The sequence below is a fragment of the Thermus oshimai DSM 12092 genome (genome assembly GCF_000373145.1).
Taxonomy (GTDB): domain Bacteria; phylum Deinococcota; class Deinococci; order Deinococcales; family Thermaceae; genus Thermus; species Thermus oshimai.
In genome coordinates, this window is the sequence record NZ_KB890614.1 from 70,500 (window position 1) to 91,967 (window position 21,468).

Below are 21,468 nucleotides of genomic sequence, written 5' to 3' on the forward strand. Positions count from 1 at the left end.
GACCCCTGGCCAGGCCCAACCCCCGGGATGGATTCGGTGTAACGTTTTTTCGCGGGCGTGCATAGGATTGACATCCTTTTGTGGCCCCTGCTATACTCCCCGGCAAACGGTCGTTAGGGAGGCAGGCGTGGCCCAGCTTCAGGTGGAGAACATCACCCTTACCTTTGGGGGGCTTGCGGCGCTGAGCGGGGTCTCCCTGGAGGTGGAACGGGGCGAGCTGGTCTCGGTCATCGGCCCCAACGGGGCGGGGAAGACGAGCCTTCTAAACTGCATCTCCGGCTTCTACCACCCCCAGCGAGGACGCATCCTCTTTGAGGGGCACGACCTCACCCGGGCCACCCCCCACGAGGTGACCCGCAAGGGGATCGCCCGGGCCTTTCAGAACATCGAGCTCTTCTCGGGGCTCACCGTCTTGGAAAACCTCCTCCTGGCCCGCCACACCCACCTCCGCTACGGCCTCTTCGGGGCGGGCCTCTTCTACGGCCGGGCCCTGAAGGAGGAGGTGGAGAACCGCAAGGCGGTGGAGGAGGTCATAGACTTCATGGAGCTCGAGGCCTACCGCAAAGCCCCCGTGGGCAACCTCCCCTACGGGGTGAGGAAGCGGGTGGAGGTGGCCCGGGCCCTGGCCCTTTCCCCCAAGCTCCTCCTTCTGGACGAGCCCATGGCGGGGATGACCCTGGAGGAGAAGGAGGACATGGTCCGCTTCATCCTGGAGATCCGCGCCCGGGGGACCACCGTGGTCCTCATCGAGCACGACCTAGGGGTGGTCATGGACATCTCCGACCGCATCTACGTTCTGGACTTCGGCCAGGTCATCGCCGAGGGTGCCCCGGAGGCCGTGGCCAAAAACCCCCGGGTCCAGGAGGCCTACCTGGGGGTGGAAGCGTGATCCGGCCCTCTTACGAGCTCAAGCGCTACACCCTGCCCCAGCTCCTCCGCCTCAGGGCCCTGGAGGAGGGGGACCGGGTGGCCTTGAGGGAGAAGGACCTCGGCATATGGAACGAGATCACCTACGCCGAGTACTACGAGAAGGTCCTCCTCTTCGCCCACGGCCTCCTCTCCCTGGGCTTCAACCCGGGGGACCGGCTCGCCATCCTCGCGGACAACATCCCCGAGTGGCTCTACGCGGAGCTTGGGGCCCAGGCCGTAAGGGGGATCAGCGTGGGGGTGTACCAGAGCAGCCTTCCCCCCGAGATCGCCTACATGCTCACCTACACCGGGGCCAGCATCGTCCTGGCGGAGGACCAGGAGCAGGTGGACAAGCTCTACGAGATCAGAAACGAGATCCCCCAGGTGCGCCACGTGATCTACGAGGATGAGAAGGGCATGGGGGGCTACCGGGACCCCTGGCTCCTTTCCTTCCAGGAGGTCCTGGAACGGGGCCGGGAGCACCGCACGAAACACCCCGAGGCGGTGGAAAAGCTCCTCCTCTCCGCCAGCCCCGAGGAGGTCTGCCACCTCTCCTCCACCTCCGGCACCACCGGCCGCCCCAAGGCGGCCATGCTCCGCCACCGGAACATGGTCCATATGGGCGTGGCCCTGCAGGAGGTGGACCCTTTGGCGCCCACGGACGACTACCTCTCCTTCCTGCCCCTCGCCTGGATCGGGGAGCAGATGATGTCCGTGGCCATGGCCCTCACCGGGGGGTTCGCGGTGAACTTCCCCGAGGCGGTGGAGACGGCCATGCACGACCTTAAAGAGATCGGACCCCACGTGATGTTCAGCCCCCCCAGGGTCTGGGAGAGCATCCAGAGCAACATCTTCGTGCGCATCTCCGAAAGCCCCCGCTTTAACCGCTTCGTCTACGAAAGGCTTCTAAGGATAGGCTACCGGGCGGCGGAGTACCGCATGCGGGGGAGGCCCATGCCCCTCGCTTTGCGCCTCGCCTACTGGCTTTCCGACCAGCTCCTCTTCAAGCCCCTTAGGGACCAGTTGGGTTTCCTGCGCCTCAGGCGGGCCTACACGGGGGGGGCCGCCCTGGGCCCCGACACCTTCCGCTTCTTCCACGCCATCGGGGTGAACCTCAAGCAGATCTACGGGCAGACGGAGATCATCGGCATCGCCTTCGTCCACCGGGATGGGGACATCCGCTACGACACCGTGGGCAAGCCCATCCCCGGCACCGAGGTCAGGATCAGCGAGGAAGGGGAGATCCTCTGCCGCTCGGACGCGGTCTGCGCGGGGTACTGGGAGCGGCCGGAGGCCACGGCGGAAACCTTCCGGGAGGGGTGGCTCCACACGGGGGACGCGGGCTACCTCACGGAGGACGGCCACCTGGTGGTCATAGACCGCCTCAGCGACGTGATGCGCACCCAAAGCGGGGAGATCTTCAGCCCCCAGTTTGTGGAGAACAAGCTCAAGTTCAGCCCCTACATCAAGGAGGCGGTGGTCTTTGGGGACCGCAAGCCCTACCTGGCCGCCTTCCTCAACGTGGACCCCCAGACCGTGGGCAAGTGGGCGGAGGACCGGGGCCTGGCCTACACCACCTACCTGGACCTCTCCACCAAGCCCGAGGTGGCCGAGCTCATCCAGAAGGAGGTGGAGCGGGTGAACCGGGACCTGCCCGAGACCCTTAAGGTGCGCCGCTTCCTCCTCCTGCCCAAGCTTTTGGACGCGGACGATGAGGAGCTCACCCGCACGGGCAAGGTGCGGCGGGGCCTCATCGCGAGGAAGTACGGCCCCCTGGTGGAGGCCCTCTACTCGGGGCAGGAGGAGGCGGAGGTGGAGACGGAGTTCCGTTACCAAGACGGCACCGTCCAGCGCGTTAGGGCGCGGGTGCCCGTCCTGACCTTAGGGGAGGGGGTGCCGGCGTGAGCTTTTTCCTGCAGGTCCTCCTTTCCGGGGTGGTGCTGGGTCTCGTCTACGCCCTGGCCGCCTTGGGGTTTGTGCTCATCTACAAGGCCAGCCGGGTGGTGAACTTCGCCCAGGGGCAGTTCATCGCCATCGGGGCCTTCACCGCCTACTTCGCCGCGGTCTCCTTGGGGCTTCCTTTCCTGCTGGCCGCGGCCTTGGCCCTGGCCTTCACCGCCCTTTTGGGCTTTGGGGTGGAGCGGGTTTTCCTGAAGCGCATGGTGGGCCAGCCCATCATCGCGGTGATCATGGCCACCATCGGCCTGGCCTCCCTCCTAGACGGCCTCATCCACCTCACCCCCTTTGGGGCGGGCAACTTCAGCTACCCCCCCTTCTTGCCGGCCGGGGGCGTGGCCTTCTTGGGGGTGCAGATCTCCTACGCCCAGCTCTTGGCGGTGGCCTTCACCCTGGTCTTCCTCCTCCTCTTCACCTGGTTCTTCCAGCGCTCCACCCTGGGCATCGCCATGCGCAGCGTGGCCGACGACCAGATGGCCTCCATGAGCCTGGGGGTTTCTGTGGAAAAGGTCTTCGCTCTGGCCTGGGCGGCCGCGGGGCTTACGGCCGCCGCGGCGGGGCTCGTGGTGGGCACCATCTCCGGCTTGAACCTGGACGGGCTGGTCCACATCGGCCTCAAGGTCTTCCCCGTGGTCATCCTGGGGGGGCTGGACTCCATCCCCGGGGCGGTGGTGGCGGGCATCCTCATCGGGGTGCTGGAGAACCTGGCCGCGGGCTACCTGGACGCTTACGTCCCCGGCGGGGGGACGCGGGACGTCTTCCCCTTCCTGGTCCTCTTGTTGGTCCTCTGGTTCAAGCCCCATGGCCTTTTCGGCACGGAGGAGATTGAGCGCGTATGAAGAACCCTTGGGCCCAGACCGGCAACTACAAGACCCGCTACGAGGAGGACGCCTCCATCTTCGCCACCCACCGGGAGCTCGTTTCCCTCCTGCTTTTCCTGGGGGCCCTTTTGGTCCTGCCCCAGCTTCTGGCCCGGACCCAGGTCTTCATCCTGGACCTCATCCTGGTCTACAGCATCGCGGTGCTCGGCCTCAACATCACCACGGGCTACGCGGGGCTCATCAACATCGGCCAGGCGGCCTTCATGGGGGTGGGGGCCTACACCGCGGCCCTCCTCGCCCCCTTGGGCCTGCCCTTCTGGCTCGTCCTGCCCTTGGGGGGGGTGGTGGCGGCCTTCTTCGGCTATTTGGTGGGCATCCCAAGCCTCAGGGTGAAGCACCTCTACCTGGCCCTGGCCACCCTGGCCTTCCAGGTGATCTTTGAGTGGAGCGTGGGCCACCTGCCCCTTTTGCGCCAAGGGGGGGCCATGGAGATGCCCCGGGTGGCCTTCTTCGGCTACGAGGTGGGGTTTCGCAACCACTACCATTTTTGGTACTACGTGAGCCTGGCCCTCCTTGTGGGCCTGGCCCTCTTTTGGCGCAACCTCCTCCGCACCAAGTACGGCCGCGCGTTGGTGGCGGTGCGGGACAACGACCGGGCCGCGGACGCCATGGGCATGGACCCGGGCCGGACCAAGCTGTTCGCCTTCGCCCTGGGGGCCTTTTACGCGGGGGTGGCCGGGGTGCTCTACGCCTACCTTTCCCGGGCGGTGGTGATTGAGGACTACACCTTTGCGGTTTCCATCAAGCTCCTGGCCATGGCCATCGTGGGGGGGTTGGGCACCCTGGTGGGGAGTTTCCTGGGCCCCCTTTTCCTGGAGCTTTTGGACGTGAACATGGAGGCCCTGTCCCAGGCCATCAAGGCCCTGGGCTTCAGCGTGGCGGGGGTGGACGTGGCCAGCGCGCTTCGTCCTTTGGTCTTCGGGCTCGTGATCCTGCTCTTCCTTATGTTTGAGCCCCGGGGGCTTTACAACTGGTGGCGTCTGGTGCGAAGCTACCTTCGCACCTGGCCGTTTAAGTACTAGAGGGAGGGATGGGTATGCAGAAGCGGTGGCTAGGCGTTTTAGCGGCGGCGGGGCTGGCCTTGGGCCAGCAGCAGGTGACCCTGTTCTGGTCGGGGGCCATCACCGGGCCCACCTCGGACGCGGGGGCGCCTTACGGGGCGGCGGTGGAGGACTACTGCCGGTACGCCAACGAGCGGAAGCTCATTCCCGGGGTGGTCCTGAACTGCGTGGTGCGGGACGACCAGTACAACAACGCCAACACCCAGCGCTTCTTTGAGGAGGCGGTGGACCGGTTCAAGATCCCCCTCTTCCTCTCCTACGCCACGGGGGCCAACCTGCAGCTTAAGCCCCTGATCCAGGAGCTGAAGATTCCCACCATCCCCGCCTCCATGCACGTGGAGCTGGTGGATCCTCCCAACAACGATTACTTCTTCATCCCCACCTCCACCTACTCCGAGCAGGTGGTGGCCCTGTTGGAGTACATCGCCAAGCAGAAGAAGGGGGCCAAGGTGGCCCTGGTGGTCAACCCCTCGCCCTTCGGCCGGGCCCCGGTGGCGGACGCCCGGAAAGCGGCCCAGCAGCTGGGCCTCCAGATTGTGGACGTGCAGGAGGTGGGCGGGGGCAACCTGGACAACACCGCCCTCCTGAAGCGCCTCGAGGCCCAGGGGGTGGAGTACATCGTCCACCAGAACGTGGCCGGGCCCGTGGCCAACATCCTGAAAGACGCCAAGCGCCTGGGCCTGGACAAGAAGATCAAGCAGCTGGGGGCCCATTACACCGGGGGTCCCGACCTCATCAACCTGGCGGGGGACGCGGCGGAGGGCTTCCTCTGGGCCACCAGCTTCTACATGTACGAGGAGGACGCCGCGGGCATCCAGCTGCAGAAGGAGCTGGGCAAGAAGTACGGCCGCCCGGAGGCCATCGTGCGCAGCACCAACTACACCAACGGGATGCTGGCCGCGGCCATCGCGGTGGAGGCCATGCGCCGGGCCCAGGAGCGGTTCAAGCGCATCACCCACGAGACCGTGTACCAGGCCATCATCGGCATGAACGGCCCCAACGCCTTCAAGCCGGGCTTTGCCGTTTCCACCAAGCAAGGGATTGAGATTGACTTCACCAGGAGCGAGCACACCGGCGCGGAGGGCCTCCGGATCCTCGAGGCCAAGGGGGGCCGGTTCGTCCCCGTGACCGAGCCCTTCACCTCGGCCCTCTTCCGCAAGGTCCACTACGGCAAGTAGCCCTTAGACCTGGGGGTGGGGAAACCCCCACCCCCCTTTTCCCAGCCATGACCCCGGTCCGACCCGAAGACCTCGGCCCCATCCTTCTTTTGGTCAACAACATAGAGGTGGTGTACCACGACATCATCCAGGTCCTCAGGGGGGTCTCCCTCAAGGTGCCCGAGGGGCGGATCACCGCCCTCCTAGGCCCCAACGGCGCGGGGAAGACCACCACCTTGAGGGCCATCTCCGGCCTCCTCATCCCCGAGGACGGGGAGGTGGTGCGGGGGGAGATCCTCTATGGGGGGAAGCCCATCCACAACCGCCCCCCCGAGGAGATCGTCCGCCTGGGGATCGTCCAGGTGCTGGAGGGGCGGCGCGTCTTCAAGCACCTCACCGTGGAGGAGAACCTCCGGGTGGGCACCCTGGTGCGGGGGGGGCGGGCCGGGGAGGAGCTGGAGCGCATCTACCACTACTTCCCTCGCCTAGCCGAGCTCCGCCACCGCCTGGCGGGGTACTGCTCCGGGGGGGAGCAGCAGATGATCGCCATCGGCCGCGCCCTCCTCACCAGGCCCAGGCTCCTCCTCCTGGACGAGCCCTCCTTGGGCCTTGCCCCCCTTTTGGTGCGGGAGATCTTTGACATCGTGGCCCGGGTGAACGCGGAGGAGGGGGTCACGGTCTTGGTGGTGGAGCAGAACGCCCGCATGGCCCTTTCCGTGGCCCACTACGGCTACATCATGGAGACGGGGCGCATCGTCCTGGAGGGGAGCCGGGAGGACCTCTTGGAGAACCCGGACGTGCAGGAGTTCTACCTGGGGGTGGCCAAGGGCGGGGGGCGGAAGAGCTTCAAGGAGGTGAAGGCCTACAAAAGGCGCAAGCGCTTCATGTGAGGCCTTGACGGGATATTGAAAAGTTATTATCATCAGGGGGTGTGGGCCCTCGAGGCGGAAGGCCTTTCCGTGCGCTTTGGGGACTTTGTGGCCCTGGAGGGGGTTTCCCTGAAGGTCCCCGAAGGGGCCTTCGTGGCGGTCATCGGCCCCAACGGGGCGGGGAAGAGCACCCTCTTGAAGGCCTTTCTGGGCCTGGTCCCCTTTAGGGGAGAGGTACGGCTTTTTGGCCATCCCCTTCGGGCGGTGGACCCCAAGCGCATCGGCTACGTGCCCCAGATCAAGACCTTTGACCGCACCTTTCCCGCCCTGAGCCTGGAGCTGGTGGCCACGGGGCTAAGGCCCACCTGGCCCTTCCGCTTGGGGAGGGAGGCGCGCGCCTTGGCCCTGGAGGCCCTGAGGCGGGTGGGGGCGGAGGACCTGGCGGAGCGCCCCCTGGGGCGGCTTTCCGGGGGGCAGCTGCAACGGGTGTACCTGGCCCGGGCCCTGGTGCGCCGGCCCAAGCTCCTCCTCCTGGACGAGCCCGCCACGGGGGTGGACCGGGTGGGGGAGGTGGACCTCTACCGCTACCTCGAGGCCTACCAGGCGGAGACCGGGGCCACGGTCCTCATGATCACCCACGACCTGGACGCGGCCCACCACGCGAGCCACGTGCTCGTCCTGAACCGAAAGGTCATCGGCTTCGGGCCCCCGGAGCGGGCCCTTTCCGAGGCCTGCCTGCGCCAGGCCTTCGGCCACCTGGGGCATGCGCATGGGGTTTACGCGGGGGGCAAGGATGCTTGAGGCCCTGGCCTACCCTTTCTTCCAGCGGGCCCTTCTCGCGGGGCTTGGGGTGGCCCTTTTCGCCGGCTTCCTAAGCCCCTTCGTGGTGCAAAGGCGGCTTTCCTTCCTGGGGGATGGCCTGGCCCACGCGGCCTTCGCCGGGGTGGCCCTGGGGCTTTTCCTAAGGGAGGAGCCCCTCTACCTGGCCCTCCCCTTCACCCTCCTGGTGGCCCTCCTCATCACCTGGGTCAAGGAGAAAACCCCCCTTTCCGAGGACACGGCCATCGGGGTGTTCTTCGCCCTCTCCGTGGCCTTGGGGGCGGTCTTCCTCTCCCGGGCCCGGGGGTACGTGGGGGACGCCATGGGCTACCTCTTCGGTTCCCTCCTCTTCGTGGGGCCCCAGGACCTTTTGGCCTTGGGGCTTCTCCTCCTCTTCCTCCTCCTTTTCCTCCCCCTGTGGGGGGCCTGGGCCTACGCCACCTTAGACCGGGAGCTGGCCCAGGCGGACCGGCTTCCCGTGGTCCTTCACGACTACCTCCTCTCCGCCTTGGTGGCCCTGGGCCTGGTGCTGGCGGTGAAGCTGGTGGGGGCCATCCTGGTGGCCGCTTTTCTGGTCATCCCCGGGGCCACGGGGAGGCTTCTGGCCCGCACCTTCGCGGGCATGACCCTCCTTTCCCTGGGCCTGGCCCTCCTGGCCACCCTCTTAGGCCTCCTCGTGGCCTTCCTCCTGGACCTGCCCAGCGGGGCCAGCATCGTCCTGGTCCAGACCCTCCTCTTCGCCCTAGCCCTCTTTAAACCCGTATTCTCAGGCGGAAAATAGGCGTATACTGAGGGCATGTGGGTGTCCACGAAGGCCCAGTACGGCCTGCGCGCCCTGGTGGAGATCGGCCTCCGCGCGCCCCAGGCGGTGCCCCTCAAGGAGGTGGCCGAGGCCCAGGGCATCAGCCTCCACTACCTGGAGCAGATCGCCGCCCAGCTCCGCCGCGCGGGCTTCATCCGTTCCGTGCGCGGGGCCAAGGGGGGGTACCGCCTGGCCCGCCCCCCCGAGCGGGTCACCGCCCTCGAGGTGGTGGAGGCCCTGGAGGGGAGCCTGGCCCCCGTGTCCTGCATTGAGGACCCGGAAAGCTGCGCCAAGGTGGGCCAGTGCTCCACGGAGCTCCTCTGGAAACGGGTGGACCTGGCCATGCGGGGGGTTTTGGGGGGCACCACCCTCCAGGACCTCATAGAGGAGCGGAAGCTTCTGGAGGCCAAGAGGCTCATCCAGCTGGAGGCTTCCTAGATCGCCATGGAGCGCAGGGAGCGGGGGATTTACCTGGACTACGCCGCCACCACCCCCCTGGACCCGGAGGTGGCCGAGGCCATGCGGGAGGTGGAGGGGGTCTTCGGCAACCCCTCCAGCGTGCACCGCTTCGGCCAGAGGGCGCGAAGGGTGCTGGAGGAGGCCCGGGAGCGGATCGCTCACCTCCTTGCGGCCTCCCCCAGGGAGCTCGTCTTCACCGGCTCGGGCTCGGAGGCGGACGCCCTGGCCCTTTTGGGGGTGGCCCTGGCCCGGGGGCGGGGGCACGTGGTGAGCACGGAGGTGGAGCACGCCGCCGTTTTGGGGGCCCTAAGCCTTCTTGAGCGCCTGGGCTTTTCCGTGACCCGCCTGAAGCCGGACCGGGAGGGGATGGTCTACCCCGAACAGCTGGAGGAGGCCCTCCGCCCCGACACCTTTCTGGTGAGCGTGATGCTGGCGGGCAACGAGACGGGGGCCCTTTACCCCGTTCGGGCCTTCGCGGAGGTGGCCCACCGCCACGGGGCCCTCTTCCACACGGACGCGGTGCAGGCCGTGGGCCAGGTGCCCGTGAGCTTTTCTGAGCTTGGGGTGGACCTCCTCTCCTTCAGCGCCCACAAGTTCTACGGCCCCAAGGGCATCGGGGGGCTTTTGGTGCGCCGGGGGGTGAGCCTTTACCCCCTGGTGCCGGGCAAGCAGGAGGGGGGCAGGCGGGGGGGGACCCCAAGCCCCGTCCTGGCCCACGGGATGGCGGTGGCCCTGGAGAAGGCCCTAAGGCTCCTCCCCGAGGAGTCGGAGAGGCTTAGGGCCCTAAGGGACCGCCTCGAGGCCGGCCTCCTCTCCGTGGAGGGGGTGGAGCTTAACGGCCCCAGGGAGGGGCGGCTTCCCAAGATCACCAACGTCACCGTGAAGGGGGCGGACGGGGAGACCCTCCTTCTCGCCATGGACTTCCTGGGGGTGGCCGTCTCCTCGGGCTCGGCCTGCAGCGCGGGGAGCCTCGAGCCCTCCCACGTCCTCCTGGCCATGGGCCGCACCCCCAAGGAGGCCCGGGCCTCCTTGCGCTTCTCCCTGGGCCGCTTCACCACGGAAGAGGAGGTGGAGGAGGCCATAGGGGTCTTCCGGGAGGCGGTGGAGAGGGCCAGGGCCTAGGTACCCCGCCGGAGCACCTGCTCCGGCGGGGGCCCCCAAGCTCAAAGGCGATGGGGTTTCCCACCGGCTTCGGTGCCCGGTAGACTCTAGGGCATGAACCGGCCCTTTTTGGACCTCAAGGCGGAAGGCCCCTTAAGGGGGGTCTTGAGGGTCCCCGGGGACAAGTCCGTGACCCACCGGGGCCTCATGCTCCTGGCCCTAAGCGAGGGGGAGGGGCGGCTCCTTTACCCCTTGAAGGCGGGGGACACCCTCTCCACCGCCAAGGCCATGGCCGCCCTGGGGGCGGAGATCGCGGAGGAGGGCCCCCACTTCCGCGTCCGGGGGGTGGGGCTCCGCCTGAAGGAGCCCGAGGACGTCATAGACTGCGGGAACGCGGGGACCCTCATGCGCCTCCTCCTCGGCCTCCTGGCCGGGCAGGAGGGGCTTTTCGCCGTCCTCACCGGGGATGCCTCCTTAAGGCGGAGGCCCATGGGCCGGGTGGTGGAGCCCCTGAGGGCCATGGGGGCCCGGATTGAGGGGCGGGAAGGGGGGAGGAGGGCCCCCTTGGCCGTGCGGGGGGTGCCCCTCCGGGGCCTCCGCTACACCCTCCCCGTGCCCAGCGCCCAGGTGAAAAGCGCCCTCCTCCTGGCGGGCCTCTTCGCGGAAGGGGTGACGGAGGTGGAGGAGCCCGTCCCCACCCGGGACCACACGGAGAGGCTCTTCCTGCACTTCGGCCTGCCCCTGGAGAAGGAGGGCCCCCGGGTGCGCACCCGTCCTGCGGAGCCCTTCCCCGCGCGGGACCTTATTGTGCCTGGGGACTTCTCCAGCGCCGCGTTTTTCCTGGTGGCGGCCCTCCTGGTGCCGGGTTCGGAGGTGACCCTCGAGGGGGTGGGCCTGAACCCCACCCGCACCGGCCTCCTAAAGGTCCTAAAGGCCATGGGGGCGGACCTGGAGTGGCGGGTGGAGGAGGGGGAGGGTGGGGAGCCCGTGGGCTGGGTGCGGGCCCGGCATAGCCCCTTAAAAGGGGTTTCCGTGGATCCCAGCCTCATCCCCCTCATGGTGGACGAGGTGCCCGTCCTGGCCGCGGCCGCCGCCTGGGCGGAAGGGGAGACCCACATCCCGAACCTTTCCGAGCTCCGGGTGAAGGAGTCGGACCGGGTTTCGGCCATCGCCCAGAACCTCCGCGCCCTGGGGGTGGAGGTGGAGGAGGGGCCGGACTGGCTCAGGATCCGGGGGGGCGGGGTGCGGCCTGGGGCGGTGGAGCCCTTCCACGACCACCGCATCGCCATGGCCTTCGCCGTGGCGGGGTTGCCCGTGGGGGTTAGGGTCTACGAGCCCCAGTGGGCGGAGATCTCCTATCCGGGCTTCTTTGAGGACCTGAAGAGGCTATGCGCGGCATCGTGACCATCGACGGCCCCTCGGCCTCGGGGAAGAGCACGGTGGCGAGGAGGGTGGCGGAGGCCTTGGGGGTGCCCTACCTCTCCAGCGGCCTCCTCTACCGGGCCGCGGCCTACCTGGCCCTCCGCCACGGGGTGGACCCAGAGGACGAACAGGCCCTCCTCGCCCTCTTGGAGGGGAAGGGGGTGCGCCTCGAGGCCGACCGCGTCCTCCAGAACGGGGAGGACCTCACCCCCTTCCTCCACACCCCGGAGGTGGACCGCCTCGTCTCCCAGGTGGCCCGGAAGGAGGGGGTTCGGGCCTGGGTGAACGCCAGGCTCAAGGAGGTCCCCCCGCCCTTCGTGGCCGAGGGGCGGGACATGGGCACCGCGGTCTTCCCCCAAGCCCCCCACAAGTTCTACCTCACCGCCCGCCCCGAGGTGCGGGCGAGAAGGCGGGCCAAGGAAAGGCCCCAGGCCTTTGAGGAGGTGCTCCGGGAGCTCCTGGCGCGGGACGAGAAGGACCGGCGCCAAAGCGCCCCCGCGCCGGACGCGCTGGTCATTGACACCAGCGAGATGGGCCTGGAAGAGGTGGTGGCCCGCATCCTGGAGCACCTTAGGGACTAGGGGTATGGGGCAAGCTGCGGTGGGGTATTGACCATGGTGCCCGGGGCCAAGGCCAGGCCGGTGCAGGAGTTCTTAAACGTCCTCCTCTACCGCCCCTTGGCCCACCTCCTGGTCCGCCTCCTCCTCCCCACCCCGGTCAAACCCCCCCATCTCGTCCTCTTCCACACCGCCCTGGTCCTCCTCGCGGCGGGGCTCATCCTTAGGGGGGAGGACCTCATGGCCGCCCTTCTCCTCCAGCTCAAGACCGTGTTGGACAACGCCGACGGCCAGCTGGCCCGGCTCAGGGGGGAGGTTTCCGAGCTCGGCCGGTATCTGGACACGGAAATGGACTTCCTGGGCAACCTGGCCCTTTTCCTCGCCCTGGGGGCGAGGACGGGGGAGGTGGGCCTGGCCCTCCTGGCCTTTTTGGCCTTCACCTTGGCCCAGTCCTTTGACTTCAACCTGGAAAGGCTCTACCGGGAGGCCCGGGGAGAGGCCTTCAGGGACTCTCCTGAAGAGCAAAAGACCCCCCTTCTCACCCTCCTCCAGGGCCTCTACGCCCTCCTCTTCGCCCCCCAGGACCGGGCCATCCGGGCCCTGGAGCGCTTCCTCCAGGGGCGCTTGGGCCTAGACCCCTTGCGCTTTTGGGACGAGGCCGCCCTGGCGGGGGTGGTGAACCTGGGGCTTTCCACCCAGCTCTTCTTCCTGGGGCTTTTCCTGGCCTTGGGGCAACCTAGGGCCTACCTTACCTTCGCCCTCCTCCAGGCCCTGTATCTTGGGGCCTGGTACCTATGGCGGATCGTCCGGAGCATCCCATCCCCACGGTAGGGGCTTTGGTGGAAAGGGAGGGGCGGGTCCTCCTGGTGAGGACGGCCAAGTGGCGGGGGCTTTGGGGCGTCCCCGGGGGGAAGGTGGAGTGGGGGGAGGCCCTGGAGGAGGCCCTTCGGCGGGAGATCCGGGAGGAGGTGGGCCTAACGCTTTCGGAAATCCGCTTCGCCCTCCTCCAGGAGGCCCGTTTTAGCGAGGAGTTCTATAGGCCCACCCACATGCTCCTCATCAACTACTTCGCCCGAGGGGAAGGGGAGGTGCGGCCGAATGGGGAGATCCTGGAGTGGGCCTGGGTGGAGCCGGAAAAGGGCCTTTCCTACCCCCTCAACCGTTTCACCCGGACCCTCCTTGAGGCCTACCTGGAGGGCGCATGAGGGTGGCCCTGGTCACGGGCAGCGCCAAGGGCATCGGCCGGGCCATCCTCCTGGCCCTGGCCCGGGAGGGCTACCATGTCTGCGTCCACTACCGCACCTCCGAGGCCCTGGCCGAGGCCACGCGGGCCGAGGCGGAGGCCCTGGGGGTGAAGGCCATCAAGGTGCGGGCCGACCTCACCCGGGAGGAGGAGGTGGCCCTTTTGGTGGAGGAGGTGCGCTACCACCTGGGGGGGGTAGGGGTCCTGGTGAACAACGTGGGGGACTACCTCTACAAGCCCATTGAGGAGGTGACCCTGGAGGAGTGGCGCTGGATCCTGGACACCAACCTCACCGCCACCTTCCTCCTCACCCAAAAGGTGCTGCCCCTCATGGTGGCCCAAGGGTTCGGCCGCATCGTGAACCTGGGCTACGCGGGGGCCACGAACCTCCTGGCCCGGCCTCACATCACCCCCTACGTCATCGCCAAGACGGGGGTGGTCCTCTACACCAAGGCCATCGCCAAGCGCTTCGCCATGAGTGGGATCACCGCCAACGTGGTGGCCCCGGGGGTGGCGGAGAACTCCATCTCCAAGCCCCTGCACGAGATCCCCATGGGGCGGCTCGCCTTTCTTGAGGAGATCGCCCGCACCGTGGTCTTCCTGGTGAACGAGCCCTACCTCACGGGGCAGGTCCTGGAGGTGGCGGGGGGGTGGAACCTTTGAGGCCACCCCGCCGTATTGCGCTACGGTGGGGAAGGGGCTTGGGAGGACCGGCCCTTTAGAGCGCATCATGGAGTAGGGCCATGGGCCGGAACCTCGCCCCAAGGCTTACCGAGGACCTGGTGCGCCGGGCGCGGGCCCTGGGGGCACGGGTGGTTTGGAGCGAGGACCTTAACCCCCAGGACTACGGGGGCCTGCGGGTGAAAAACCCCTTCCCGTGATAGCCTAGCCTACGTGGACACGCTTGCCGACCCCCAGTACTGGGAGAAGATGCGCCTGGTGGCCGAGGTTCTGAAGGCCCTCGAGGGCCCCATCTACATCGCCACCCATGTGGACCCCGACGGGGATGCCATCGGAAGCTCCCTGGGGCTTTACCGGGCCCTAAAGGCCTTGGGCAAGGAGGCCTACTGGGTGGCGGAGCCCCCCCGCTTCCTCCGCTTCCTGGCCAAGGAGGAGGAGTACGCGGACCCCGTGGATAAGCTCCCCCCCGGGGCCACCCTGGTGGCCCTGGACGCCGCCGACCCCAGCCGGGTGGTGGGGGCGCCGGTGGAGGGGTTCGTGATCAACATTGACCACCACGGCACCAACCCCCGCTTCGGCCAGCTGGCCGTGGTGGAGCCCACCAAGGCCGCCACGGCCCAGATGGTGAAGGAGCTCATTGACCTCCTGGGCGTGCCCTGGACGGAGGAGCTGGCCACCCCCGTGCTCACCGGCATCGTCACCGACACCGGCAACTTCCGCTTCGCCAACACCACCCCGGAGGTCCTAAGGGTGGCGGCGGAGCTCCTCTCCTACGGGGTGAGGCTTTCCGAGATCACCGACCGCCTCCAGTACCGCCCGCCCGTGTACTACCAGGGGCTTGGGGCGGTGCTTTCCACCCTGCGCCTGCACTTTGGGGGCCTTTTGGTCACCGCCCACCTCCCGGAGGACGTGGACATCCCCGAGGAGGACTCCGACGGCTTCGTGGGGGTCATCCGCTACGTGGAGGGGAGCCTGGTGGCCGTCTACCTGAGGCGCAAAGGGGAGGGGATCAAGGTTTCCATCCGCTCCCGGGGCGGGGTTTCCGCCCAGAACATCGCCCTGAAGCTGGGGGGCGGGGGGCACGTGCCCGCGGCGGGGGCCACCCTCGAGGGCCTGGGCCTGGAGGAGGCCTACGAGCGGGTGCTGGAGGCGGTGGCGGAGGAGCTGAGGCGGGCGGGGTACCTTTAGGCCCCGTACTTGGCGAGCCGCCCCGCGTGGGCCAGGAGGAGGGGCATGAGCTCCACCCCCCTAAGGTGCCCGAGGCTTCCCTTCAGGGCCTCCCCTTCCGTGAAGCGCCTGGCCTCGTCCCTCCTCAGATAGGGGGCCTTGAGGAGGAGGGGCACGGGGTGCCAGGAGTGGGCCTTGAGGGCCGCGGGGGTGGAGTGGTCCCCGGTGAGGGCCAAGACCGTGGGCCCTAGGGCGAGGAGCTCGGGCAGAAGGGCGTCAAAGCGCTCTATCTCCCCCACCTTCCCCCAGAAGTCCCCGTCCTCCCCCTTGGCGTCCGTCTTCTTGAAGTGGAGGTAGAAGAAGTCGTAGCGGTCCCAGTTCTCCCGTAGGGTCCTGAGCTTCCCCTCGTGGGCGTCCCCCTCCCCCTCCACGGGGAGGACCTCCATGCCCACCAGGCTGGCCAGGCCCTTGTACATGGGGTAGCTGGCGATGGCCGCCGCCCGCAGGCCGTAGACCTCCCCCATGCTGGGGAAGCTTGGGCGCTTGGAAGCCCCCCGGAAGAGGGCCCCGTTCAGCTTGGGCTCGTCCCTTAACACCTCCCGGATCCGTTCGGAGAGGAGGCCCACGAGGCGGGCGGTGCGCTCCGCCCCCGCCTCCAGGGCCCGGGCGGGGAGGGGTTTGAGGCCCGCCTTCTGGGGATCGGTGTCCGTCACCGCGTCGGAAAGCCCTTCCCCCCGGAGGACCACCAGGAACCGGTGCTCGCTTTCCGTGTAGAAGTGGACCTCCACGTCCTCCAGCCGGGGGATGGCCTCCTGGAGCCGGGCCACCACCCTTCGGTTCTCCTCCGTGCTGGGCCGGCCGGCCCGGCGGTCCAGCACGGTGCCGTCAGGGGCCAGGGTGGCGAAGTTCCCCCTTAGGGCCACGTCCCCCTCCCGGAAGTCCGCCCCTAGGCCCAGGGCGCTGAGGGCCCCCCGGCCCACCAGGAAGCGGAAGGGGTCGTAGCCGAAAAGGGCCAGGTGGCCGGGGCCCGATCCGGGGGCCAGGCCGGGGTACACGGGGGTGAGGAGGCCTAAGGCGCTTTCCTCCGCCAGGCGGTCTAGGTTGGGGGTTCTGGCGGCCTCGAGCTCCGTGGGGCCTCCGGGCTCCAGGGGCAGCCCCCCCACCCCGTCCAGGACCACCAGGAGGATCTTGCTCTCCGAGGCCTGCATCAGTTCTTGGAAGATGGGGAAGAGGTCCATGGCGAGATTTTAACCCCGCCGCTCACAAGCGGCGGGGCGAGGGGGCTTAAGGGCTTATCGGGCCGCGCGGTCCGCGTCCACTAGCCCGTGGCCGAAGAGCTGGCGCTGGCCTAGGTTCTCCGCGGTGGCCTTCAGGTGGGCCCGCACCTCCCCCGGGGTCCACGTGGGGTGGAGGGCCTTCACCAGCCCCGCCACCGCGGCCACATGGGGGCTTGCCATGGAGGTGCCCGCGTACCAGGCATAGGCCGGGGTGGTCTCGTTCACGATGACGGTGGAGAGGATGAGGTGGTAGTGCCAGCCCGCAGGGCGCTCATTGCTGGGCCTCGCGCACCAGGTGACCCCGTTCTCGTCCAGGCCGCAGTCCCCTCCAGGGGCGGCCAGGTCCACCGCCGCGCCGTAGTTGGAGTAGAAGGCCAGCACGTCCTGGCCGGGCTCGGCGTTCAGGGTTTCGGGGGTGGGGTAAGGGTACTGCCACAAGGGGGTGGCGGTGCCGGTGGCGGAGACGGAGATCACCGTGGGGAGGTCCGAGGGGATGTGGACGAGAACGCCGTTGGCGTTCTCCCCGGCGTTCCCCGCGGAGGCCACGATGACGGTGCCCATCTGGTTGGCGTACTTCATCACCCGGTCCCAGGCCACCAGGGCGGCCACGTCCTCCCGGTTGCGGGTGTCCAGGGTGCCCCCCAGGCTCATGTTGATGACCGCGTACCCCTTCCGGGCCGCGTCCAGGATGGCCTCAAAGATGGGCCCGTCAAAGGCGCCCACGTCGTCCACCTCTTCGTTCCCCACGGTGTAGTGAATCCGGTCAAAGACCTTGTAGGCCGCCAGGCGCAGGCCCGGGGCCACCCCCACCACCCGGCCCCCCCCAAAGCGGGCGGCCACCGTGCCCGCCACGTGGGTGCCGTGGGCCTCGTACATCACCGAGGGGGCGGGGGTGCAGGGGTTCTCAGGGTCTATGGGCCGGTCAAAGTCTATCCAGAGGCTGTACTTGGGGTAGCTGGGGGTGGCGCTGGGCCCGCCCACCTCCTGGCAGTAGTTGGTGGCCACGAAGTCCACGATCTGGCCTTGGAGGTCCGGGTGGTTGTCCATGATCCCGGTGTCCAGGATGGCCACCGTGGCCTGGGCCTGGGCTTCCAGGGGAATCCGGGCCCAGACCTCGGGGGCCTTGATCCGGCGGATGTCCCACTGCCAGCGGTAGAGGGTGTCCGCTGGGGTGGGGGCCCCGTAGGTTTCCTCGGTTTCCAGGACCATCTCCCGCTTGGGGAGGGCGTAGCGGTGCTCTACCCCCACGCTGAGGACCCGAGGGTCCCGGGCCAGGCGCTGGGCCGCCTGGGGGCTGGCCTGGACCACCAGGGTGCCGATGGGCTCCAGGGCCTTAAGCACCCGCGCCCCCTGGCCTTCCGCCCAGGCCCGGGCCCCCGCGGGGAGGGTTTCCGCGCGGAAGACCACCAGGTAGCGCCGGGCCTCTTGGGGCTTGGCGCTCATAGGGGCAAGCCCAGGGCCCTCTCCGGCCGGCTGGGTGCAGGCCCAAAGCCCCATGCCCAGTAGACCGAGAATGCCAATAAACGCCCAACGAATCTTCATGAGCCACCTCCTAAAGGGGCAGGTCTATCTTACACCGGGTATGATGGGCGGGTATGGCGAAGGAGAAGGGCCTCACCCCCCAAAGCCAAGACTTCAGCGAGTGGTACCTCGAGGTCATCCAAAAGGCCGAGCTCGCCGATTACGGCCCCGTGCGGGGCACCATCGTGGTCCGGCCCTACGGGTACGCCATCTGGGAGAACATCCAGCGGGAGCTGGACCGCATGTTCAAGGAGACGGGCCACCAGAACGCCTACTTCCCCCTCTTCATCCCCATGAGCTTCCTGAAGAAGGAGGCGGAGCACGTGGAGGGCTTCTCCCCCGAGCTCGCCGTGGTCACCCACGCCGGGGGGGAGGAGCTGGAGGAGCCCCTTGCGGTCCGGCCCACCTCGGAGACGGTCATCGGCTACATGTGGTCCAAGTGGATCCGGAGCTGGCGCGACCTGCCCCAGCTCCTGAACCAGTGGGGGAACGTGGTGCGCTGGGAGCTCCGCACCAGGCCTTTCCTCCGCACCAGCGAGTTCCTTTGGCAGGAGGGGCACACCGCCCACGCCACCAAGGAGGAGGCGGAGGAGGAGGTGCGCCGGATGCTCGGGGTCTACGCCAGGCTCGCCCGGGAGTACGCCGCCATCCCCGTCCTGGAGGGCTTAAAGACGGAGAAGGAGAAGTTCGCCGGGGCGGTCTACACCACCACCATCGAGGCCATGATGAAAGACGGCAAGGCCCTCCAGGCGGGCACCAGTCACTACCTGGGGGAGAACTTCGCCCGGGCCTTTGACATCAAGTTCCAGGACAAGGACCTCCAGGTGAAGTACGTGCACACCACCAGCTGGGGCCTCTCCTGGCGCTTCATCGGGGCCATCATCATGACCCACGGGGACGACCAAGGCCTCATCCTCCCCCCGAGGCTCGCCCCCATCCAGGCGGTGATCGTGCCCATCTACAAGGACGAGACCCGGGAAAGGGTGCTGGAGGCCGCCTATGGGCTTAGGCAGGCCCTCCTCCAGGCGGGGGTCCGGGTGCAGGTGGACGACCGGGACCAGTACACCCCGGGCTACAAGTTCCACGAGTGGGAGCTCAAAGGGGTGCCCTACCGGATTGAGCTCGGCCCCAAGGACCTCGAGGCCGGGGAGGCCGTTTTGGCGAGCCGCCTGGGGGGGAAGGAGAGGGTGCCCCTCGCCGCCTTCCCCGCCCTCCTTCCCGAAAAGCTTACCGCGTTCCACGAGGCCCTCTACCAACGTGCCCTGGCCTTCCGGGAGGCCCACACCCGCAAGGTGGACGATTACGAGGCCTTTAAGGAGGCGGTGCAGGAGGGCTTCGCCCTGGCCTTCCACTGCGGGGACAAGGCCTGCGAGCGGCTCATCCAGGAGGAGACCACCGCCACCACCCGCTGCGTGCCCTTTGAGGGGGAGGAGGAAGAGGGCCTTTGCGTGCGCTGCGGAAGGCCCGCGGCCTACGGGAAGCGGGTGGTCTTCGCCAAGGCCTACTGATGCGGGTCCTGGGGCACAGGATCTACTGGCGCTGGTACGGGGAGGTCCTCCTGGAGGGGGGCCTCCTCCTCCGCATGAGCGGGGACGCGGCCAAGTGGCTTAGGCCCGGGGACCGGGTGCGCCTGGAAACGGAGGAGAAAAAGCCCATTCTGGGCTTTGACGAGTACGCCCTCTCCGGCGCCTTTCCCATCTGGCCCCCTTTTGAGAAGACTTTAGAGCATGTGCGGGAAGGCCCCCTGGGAGGCGAGGCCTACCGCTACCGCCTGAGGGTGCGGGAGGCGGTCTACGAGGGGGACTTCGAGGCCATCGCCGAGCTGGAGCAGTACCACTACGCCTCGGAGAAGGAGGTGGTGGCCCTTTGGGCCTGCCCCCGCTGCCACAGGACCCTTCTCGCCAACAGCAAGCCCCTGTGCGACTGCGGGGGCGAGGCCCGCCTCAAGGAGATCCGGGGCTCCACCCCGGCGAGCCGCTTCCTGGTGCTGGAGCTCCGGGAGCGCCTCCCCTTTGAGCCCAGAATCCTCGGCTACCTCCGCCTGGACCCCCCCATCCCCCGCATGCACCGGAAGACCCCGGAAGGGGTGGAGCGGAACATCCGGGAGCGGATCTTCCCTCCGGACTGGTTCCACCCCACCTACGAGGGGGGGGCGGATTGGGAGGAAAGGCTCGCCCGGGTGGAGACCGCCGCGGCCCGCATCGCCCGGGTGGTGGTCCACCCCGACTACCGCTCGGAGGGGTTTGGGGCCCTTCTCGTGGAGATGGCCTTGGCCTGGGCCCGGGAGCGGGGGGCCCCCGAGGGGCGGCGGGCCAAGCACCTGGTCTACACCATCGCCCAGATGGCCCGCTACCACCCCTTCTTTGAACGGGTGGGCTTCCGCTACCTCTTTGACACCGCCTCGGGCCGGCCCGTCCTGGCCTACCCCCTCACGGAGGAGGCCCAGGCCCACCTGGAGCGCTTCCTCCAGGAAGACCCCTACGCCCGGGCCCACGGGGGGCGGCTTTTCCGCCCCCGCTACGGCCGGGTGGAGGGGCTTAAAGCGCCCATCCGCCTGGAAGGGGTGCGCAAGGGCTACCGGAGCCTTTTGGACCTGAAGGCCCTTTCCAAGGAGGTGGAGGAGGCCCTCCTCGCCTTTGGGGTCAGGGCCCGAAGGCTGGAGCGGCTGGTCCTGAAGGGGGTGGACCTCACCATCCCCCCCGGGGCCCTGGTGGTCCTCTCGGGGGCCAGCGGGGCGGGGAAGACCACCCTGCTCCGCCTCCTCCTGGGGGAACCCCCCGAGGAGGGAAAGGTCATCCTCCCCCCGGGCCGCCTCGCCGCCCACATCCCGGGGGAGGTGGAGGAGCCTCTTGGGGACCTCCCCATCCTGGAGCGGGTGTACGGGGAGATGGGGGACGTGGGGGCGGCCATAGAGGTCCTGAACCGGGTGGGCCTTTCCGACGCCGTGCTCTACCGGGCCCGGCCCAAGGAGCTTTCCACTGGGCAAAGGGAGCGCTTCCGCCTGGCCCTTCTCCTCGCCAAGCGGCCCGACCTCCTCCTTATCGACGAGCTCGCCGCGCACCTGGACGTGCCCACCGCCCGCCGGGTGGCCCTGGGCCTTTCCAAGCTCCTGCGGGCGGCGGGGATCACCCTGGTGGCCGCCACCCACCGGCCTGAGGTGGTGCAGGCCCTGGACCCGGACCTCCTGGTCTACGTGGGCTACGGGGGGGTTATGGCCGTACCTCGGAGAGGTCCACGAACATGACCCGCCCGGGTCTTTTCGGCACGTAGAGGGGGCGCTCGTAGCGGAAGGCGTTTTCCAAGACCCAGGCGAAGAGGGGCTCCTCCCCGGCGTAGGCCCGGAGGAAGGCCTCCTCCGCGCGGTGCTTTTCCCCGTGGGCCAAAAGCTCCTCCACGGTAAAGGGCCCCTCCACCCCCACCAGGTCCGCCTGGCCGATGAGCCAGCCCCGGCTTACGATGCCCAAGGGCCCCCGGTGGCGGGCCCTCCGCTTGCGGAGCTCCCAGGTCTTCTTCCCGTCCACGATGAGGCTGGCGTAGGGCTCCTTTACGATGAGCCCCAGTTTGGGCCGTTCCACCTTTTCATTGT

22 protein-coding genes are annotated in these 21,468 nt (G+C 68.4%); 19 read left to right on the plus strand and 3 right to left on the minus strand.

The annotated features are described in order from the left end of the window. Positions 1-127: 127 nt before the first annotated feature. The 17 genes from B043_RS0105985 (at position 128) to B043_RS0106065 (ending at position 15,105) form a co-directional block, all read left to right on the plus strand. Complete coding sequence (locus B043_RS0105985; protein ID WP_016329971.1) at positions 128-889, plus strand: ABC transporter ATP-binding protein; 762 nt, start codon at positions 128-130, stop codon at positions 887-889. Then, the gene (locus B043_RS0105990; protein ID WP_016329970.1) at positions 886-2,814 is read left to right on the plus strand and encodes a long-chain fatty acid--CoA ligase; all 1,929 of its coding nucleotides are present in this window, start codon (positions 886-888) and stop codon (positions 2,812-2,814) included. The genes B043_RS0105985 and B043_RS0105990 overlap by 4 nt, the downstream gene beginning before the upstream one ends. Then, positions 2,811-3,704 carry a branched-chain amino acid ABC transporter permease gene (locus B043_RS0105995; RefSeq protein ID WP_016329969.1) on the plus strand — a complete coding sequence of 298 codons (894 nt, stop codon included), beginning with the start codon at positions 2,811-2,813 and terminating at the stop codon, positions 3,702-3,704. Before B043_RS0105990 ends, B043_RS0105995 begins: the two co-directional genes overlap by 4 nt. Continuing rightward, positions 3,701-4,768, plus strand: coding sequence for a branched-chain amino acid ABC transporter permease (locus B043_RS0106000; protein ID WP_016329968.1), 1,068 nt, complete (start codon positions 3,701-3,703; stop codon positions 4,766-4,768). The genes B043_RS0105995 and B043_RS0106000 overlap by 4 nt, the downstream gene beginning before the upstream one ends. Positions 4,769-4,782: 14 nt before the next feature. Then, the gene (locus tag B043_RS0106005; protein WP_016329967.1) at positions 4,783-5,985 is read left to right on the plus strand and encodes an ABC transporter substrate-binding protein; all 1,203 of its coding nucleotides are present in this window, start codon (positions 4,783-4,785) and stop codon (positions 5,983-5,985) included. A gap of 47 nt (positions 5,986-6,032) precedes the next feature. Beyond that, a complete protein-coding gene (locus B043_RS0106010) occupies positions 6,033-6,854 on the plus strand; it encodes an ABC transporter ATP-binding protein (protein ID WP_016329966.1) in 822 nt (273 codons plus the stop codon). A gap of 39 nt (positions 6,855-6,893) precedes the next feature. Next, positions 6,894-7,634, plus strand: a complete 741-nt coding sequence (locus tag B043_RS0106015) for a metal ABC transporter ATP-binding protein (protein ID WP_018461305.1) — start codon at positions 6,894-6,896, stop codon at positions 7,632-7,634. Further along, the gene (locus tag B043_RS0106020) at positions 7,627-8,433 is read left to right on the plus strand and encodes a metal ABC transporter permease (RefSeq protein ID WP_016329964.1); all 807 of its coding nucleotides are present in this window, start codon (positions 7,627-7,629) and stop codon (positions 8,431-8,433) included. The genes B043_RS0106015 and B043_RS0106020 overlap by 8 nt, the downstream gene beginning before the upstream one ends. A gap of 15 nt (positions 8,434-8,448) precedes the next feature. Beyond that, the gene (locus B043_RS0106025; RefSeq protein ID WP_018461306.1) at positions 8,449-8,892 is read left to right on the plus strand and encodes an RrF2 family transcriptional regulator; all 444 of its coding nucleotides are present in this window, start codon (positions 8,449-8,451) and stop codon (positions 8,890-8,892) included. A 6-nt stretch (positions 8,893-8,898) separates the two neighbouring features. Continuing rightward, positions 8,899-10,035 carry a cysteine desulfurase family protein gene (locus B043_RS0106030; protein ID WP_018461307.1) on the plus strand — a complete coding sequence of 379 codons (1,137 nt, stop codon included), beginning with the start codon at positions 8,899-8,901 and terminating at the stop codon, positions 10,033-10,035. A 93-nt stretch (positions 10,036-10,128) separates the two neighbouring features. Further along, positions 10,129-11,418, plus strand: coding sequence for a 3-phosphoshikimate 1-carboxyvinyltransferase (gene aroA, locus B043_RS0106035; protein ID WP_018461308.1), 1,290 nt, complete (start codon positions 10,129-10,131; stop codon positions 11,416-11,418). Next, complete coding sequence (cmk, locus tag B043_RS0106040; RefSeq protein WP_016329960.1) at positions 11,403-12,017, plus strand: (d)CMP kinase; 615 nt, start codon at positions 11,403-11,405, stop codon at positions 12,015-12,017. Before aroA ends, cmk begins: the two co-directional genes overlap by 16 nt. Positions 12,018-12,050: 33 nt before the next feature. Further along, entirely contained in the window at positions 12,051-12,824 is a 774-nt protein-coding gene (locus B043_RS0106045) for a CDP-alcohol phosphatidyltransferase family protein (RefSeq protein ID WP_016329959.1), read from the plus strand. Further along, positions 12,788-13,198: an NUDIX domain-containing protein gene (locus B043_RS0106050; RefSeq protein WP_016329958.1), complete on the plus strand. Its 411-nt coding sequence runs from the start codon at positions 12,788-12,790 to the stop codon at positions 13,196-13,198. The genes B043_RS0106045 and B043_RS0106050 overlap by 37 nt, the downstream gene beginning before the upstream one ends. Continuing rightward, positions 13,195-13,899: a bifunctional dihydropteridine reductase/dihydrofolate reductase TmpR gene (tmpR, locus tag B043_RS0106055; protein WP_018461310.1), complete on the plus strand. Its 705-nt coding sequence runs from the start codon at positions 13,195-13,197 to the stop codon at positions 13,897-13,899. The genes B043_RS0106050 and tmpR overlap by 4 nt, the downstream gene beginning before the upstream one ends. Before the next feature lie 80 nt (positions 13,900-13,979). Next, positions 13,980-14,117, plus strand: coding sequence for a hypothetical protein (locus tag B043_RS12930; RefSeq protein ID WP_018461311.1), 138 nt, complete (start codon positions 13,980-13,982; stop codon positions 14,115-14,117). Positions 14,118-14,166: 49 nt separating this feature from the next. Further along, the gene (locus B043_RS0106065; RefSeq protein WP_425425184.1) at positions 14,167-15,105 is read left to right on the plus strand and encodes a DHH family phosphoesterase; all 939 of its coding nucleotides are present in this window, start codon (positions 14,167-14,169) and stop codon (positions 15,103-15,105) included. Here the strand turns inward: B043_RS0106065 and B043_RS0106070 are convergent. After that, the gene (locus B043_RS0106070) at positions 15,102-16,322 is read right to left on the minus strand and encodes a 2,3-bisphosphoglycerate-independent phosphoglycerate mutase (RefSeq protein WP_018461313.1); all 1,221 of its coding nucleotides are present in this window, start codon (positions 16,320-16,322) and stop codon (positions 15,102-15,104) included. The two genes, B043_RS0106065 and B043_RS0106070, sit on opposite strands and share 4 nt — an antisense overlap. Before the next feature lie 54 nt (positions 16,323-16,376). Next, on the minus strand, positions 16,377-17,804 hold the full coding sequence (locus tag B043_RS0106075) for a S8 family peptidase (protein WP_018461314.1): 1,428 nt from the start codon (positions 17,802-17,804) through the stop codon (positions 16,377-16,379). A 152-nt stretch (positions 17,805-17,956) separates the two neighbouring features. On the opposite strand from B043_RS0106075, the gene proS reads away from it, so the two are divergent. After that, complete coding sequence (gene proS, locus B043_RS12510; protein WP_016329951.1) at positions 17,957-19,390, plus strand: proline--tRNA ligase; 1,434 nt, start codon at positions 17,957-17,959, stop codon at positions 19,388-19,390. After that, the gene (locus tag B043_RS12515) at positions 19,390-21,126 is read left to right on the plus strand and encodes a GNAT family N-acetyltransferase (RefSeq protein ID WP_016329950.1); all 1,737 of its coding nucleotides are present in this window, start codon (positions 19,390-19,392) and stop codon (positions 21,124-21,126) included. The genes proS and B043_RS12515 overlap by 1 nt, the downstream gene beginning before the upstream one ends. Here B043_RS12515 and B043_RS0106090 read toward each other — a convergent pair. After that, positions 21,092-21,457 (minus strand): ASCH domain-containing protein, encoded by a 366-nt coding sequence (locus B043_RS0106090; protein ID WP_016329949.1) that lies wholly within the window; start codon positions 21,455-21,457, stop codon positions 21,092-21,094. The genes B043_RS12515 and B043_RS0106090 overlap by 35 nt on opposite strands. Positions 21,458-21,468: the final 11 nt, after the last annotated feature.

Coding starts and splice junctions, on each gene's coding strand:
- B043_RS0106005 (WP_016329967.1), top strand. CDS start 4,783: ATGCAGAAGCGGTGGCTAGGCGTTTTAGCGGCGGCGGGGCTGGCCTTG.
- B043_RS0106050 (WP_016329958.1), top strand. CDS start 12,788: ATGGCGGATCGTCCGGAGCATCCCATCCCCACGGTAGGGGCTTTGGTG.
- proS (WP_016329951.1), top strand. CDS start 17,957: ATGGCGAAGGAGAAGGGCCTCACCCCCCAAAGCCAAGACTTCAGCGAG.
- B043_RS12930 (WP_018461311.1), top strand. CDS start 13,980: ATGGGCCGGAACCTCGCCCCAAGGCTTACCGAGGACCTGGTGCGCCGG.
- B043_RS0106045 (WP_016329959.1), top strand. CDS start 12,051: ATGGTGCCCGGGGCCAAGGCCAGGCCGGTGCAGGAGTTCTTAAACGTC.
- B043_RS0106010 (WP_016329966.1), top strand. CDS start 6,033: ATGACCCCGGTCCGACCCGAAGACCTCGGCCCCATCCTTCTTTTGGTC.
- cmk (WP_016329960.1), top strand. CDS start 11,403: ATGCGCGGCATCGTGACCATCGACGGCCCCTCGGCCTCGGGGAAGAGC.
- B043_RS0106000 (WP_016329968.1), top strand. CDS start 3,701: ATGAAGAACCCTTGGGCCCAGACCGGCAACTACAAGACCCGCTACGAG.
- B043_RS12515 (WP_016329950.1), top strand. CDS start 19,390: ATGCGGGTCCTGGGGCACAGGATCTACTGGCGCTGGTACGGGGAGGTC.
- aroA (WP_018461308.1), top strand. CDS start 10,129: ATGAACCGGCCCTTTTTGGACCTCAAGGCGGAAGGCCCCTTAAGGGGG.
- B043_RS0106070 (WP_018461313.1), bottom strand. CDS start 16,322: ATGGACCTCTTCCCCATCTTCCAAGAACTGATGCAGGCCTCGGAGAGC.
- B043_RS0106020 (WP_016329964.1), top strand. CDS start 7,627: ATGCTTGAGGCCCTGGCCTACCCTTTCTTCCAGCGGGCCCTTCTCGCG.
- B043_RS0106075 (WP_018461314.1), bottom strand. CDS start 17,804: ATGAGCGCCAAGCCCCAAGAGGCCCGGCGCTACCTGGTGGTCTTCCGC.
- B043_RS0106065 (WP_425425184.1), top strand. CDS start 14,167: ATGCGCCTGGTGGCCGAGGTTCTGAAGGCCCTCGAGGGCCCCATCTAC.
- B043_RS0106025 (WP_018461306.1), top strand. CDS start 8,449: ATGTGGGTGTCCACGAAGGCCCAGTACGGCCTGCGCGCCCTGGTGGAG.
- B043_RS0106030 (WP_018461307.1), top strand. CDS start 8,899: ATGGAGCGCAGGGAGCGGGGGATTTACCTGGACTACGCCGCCACCACC.
- tmpR (WP_018461310.1), top strand. CDS start 13,195: ATGAGGGTGGCCCTGGTCACGGGCAGCGCCAAGGGCATCGGCCGGGCC.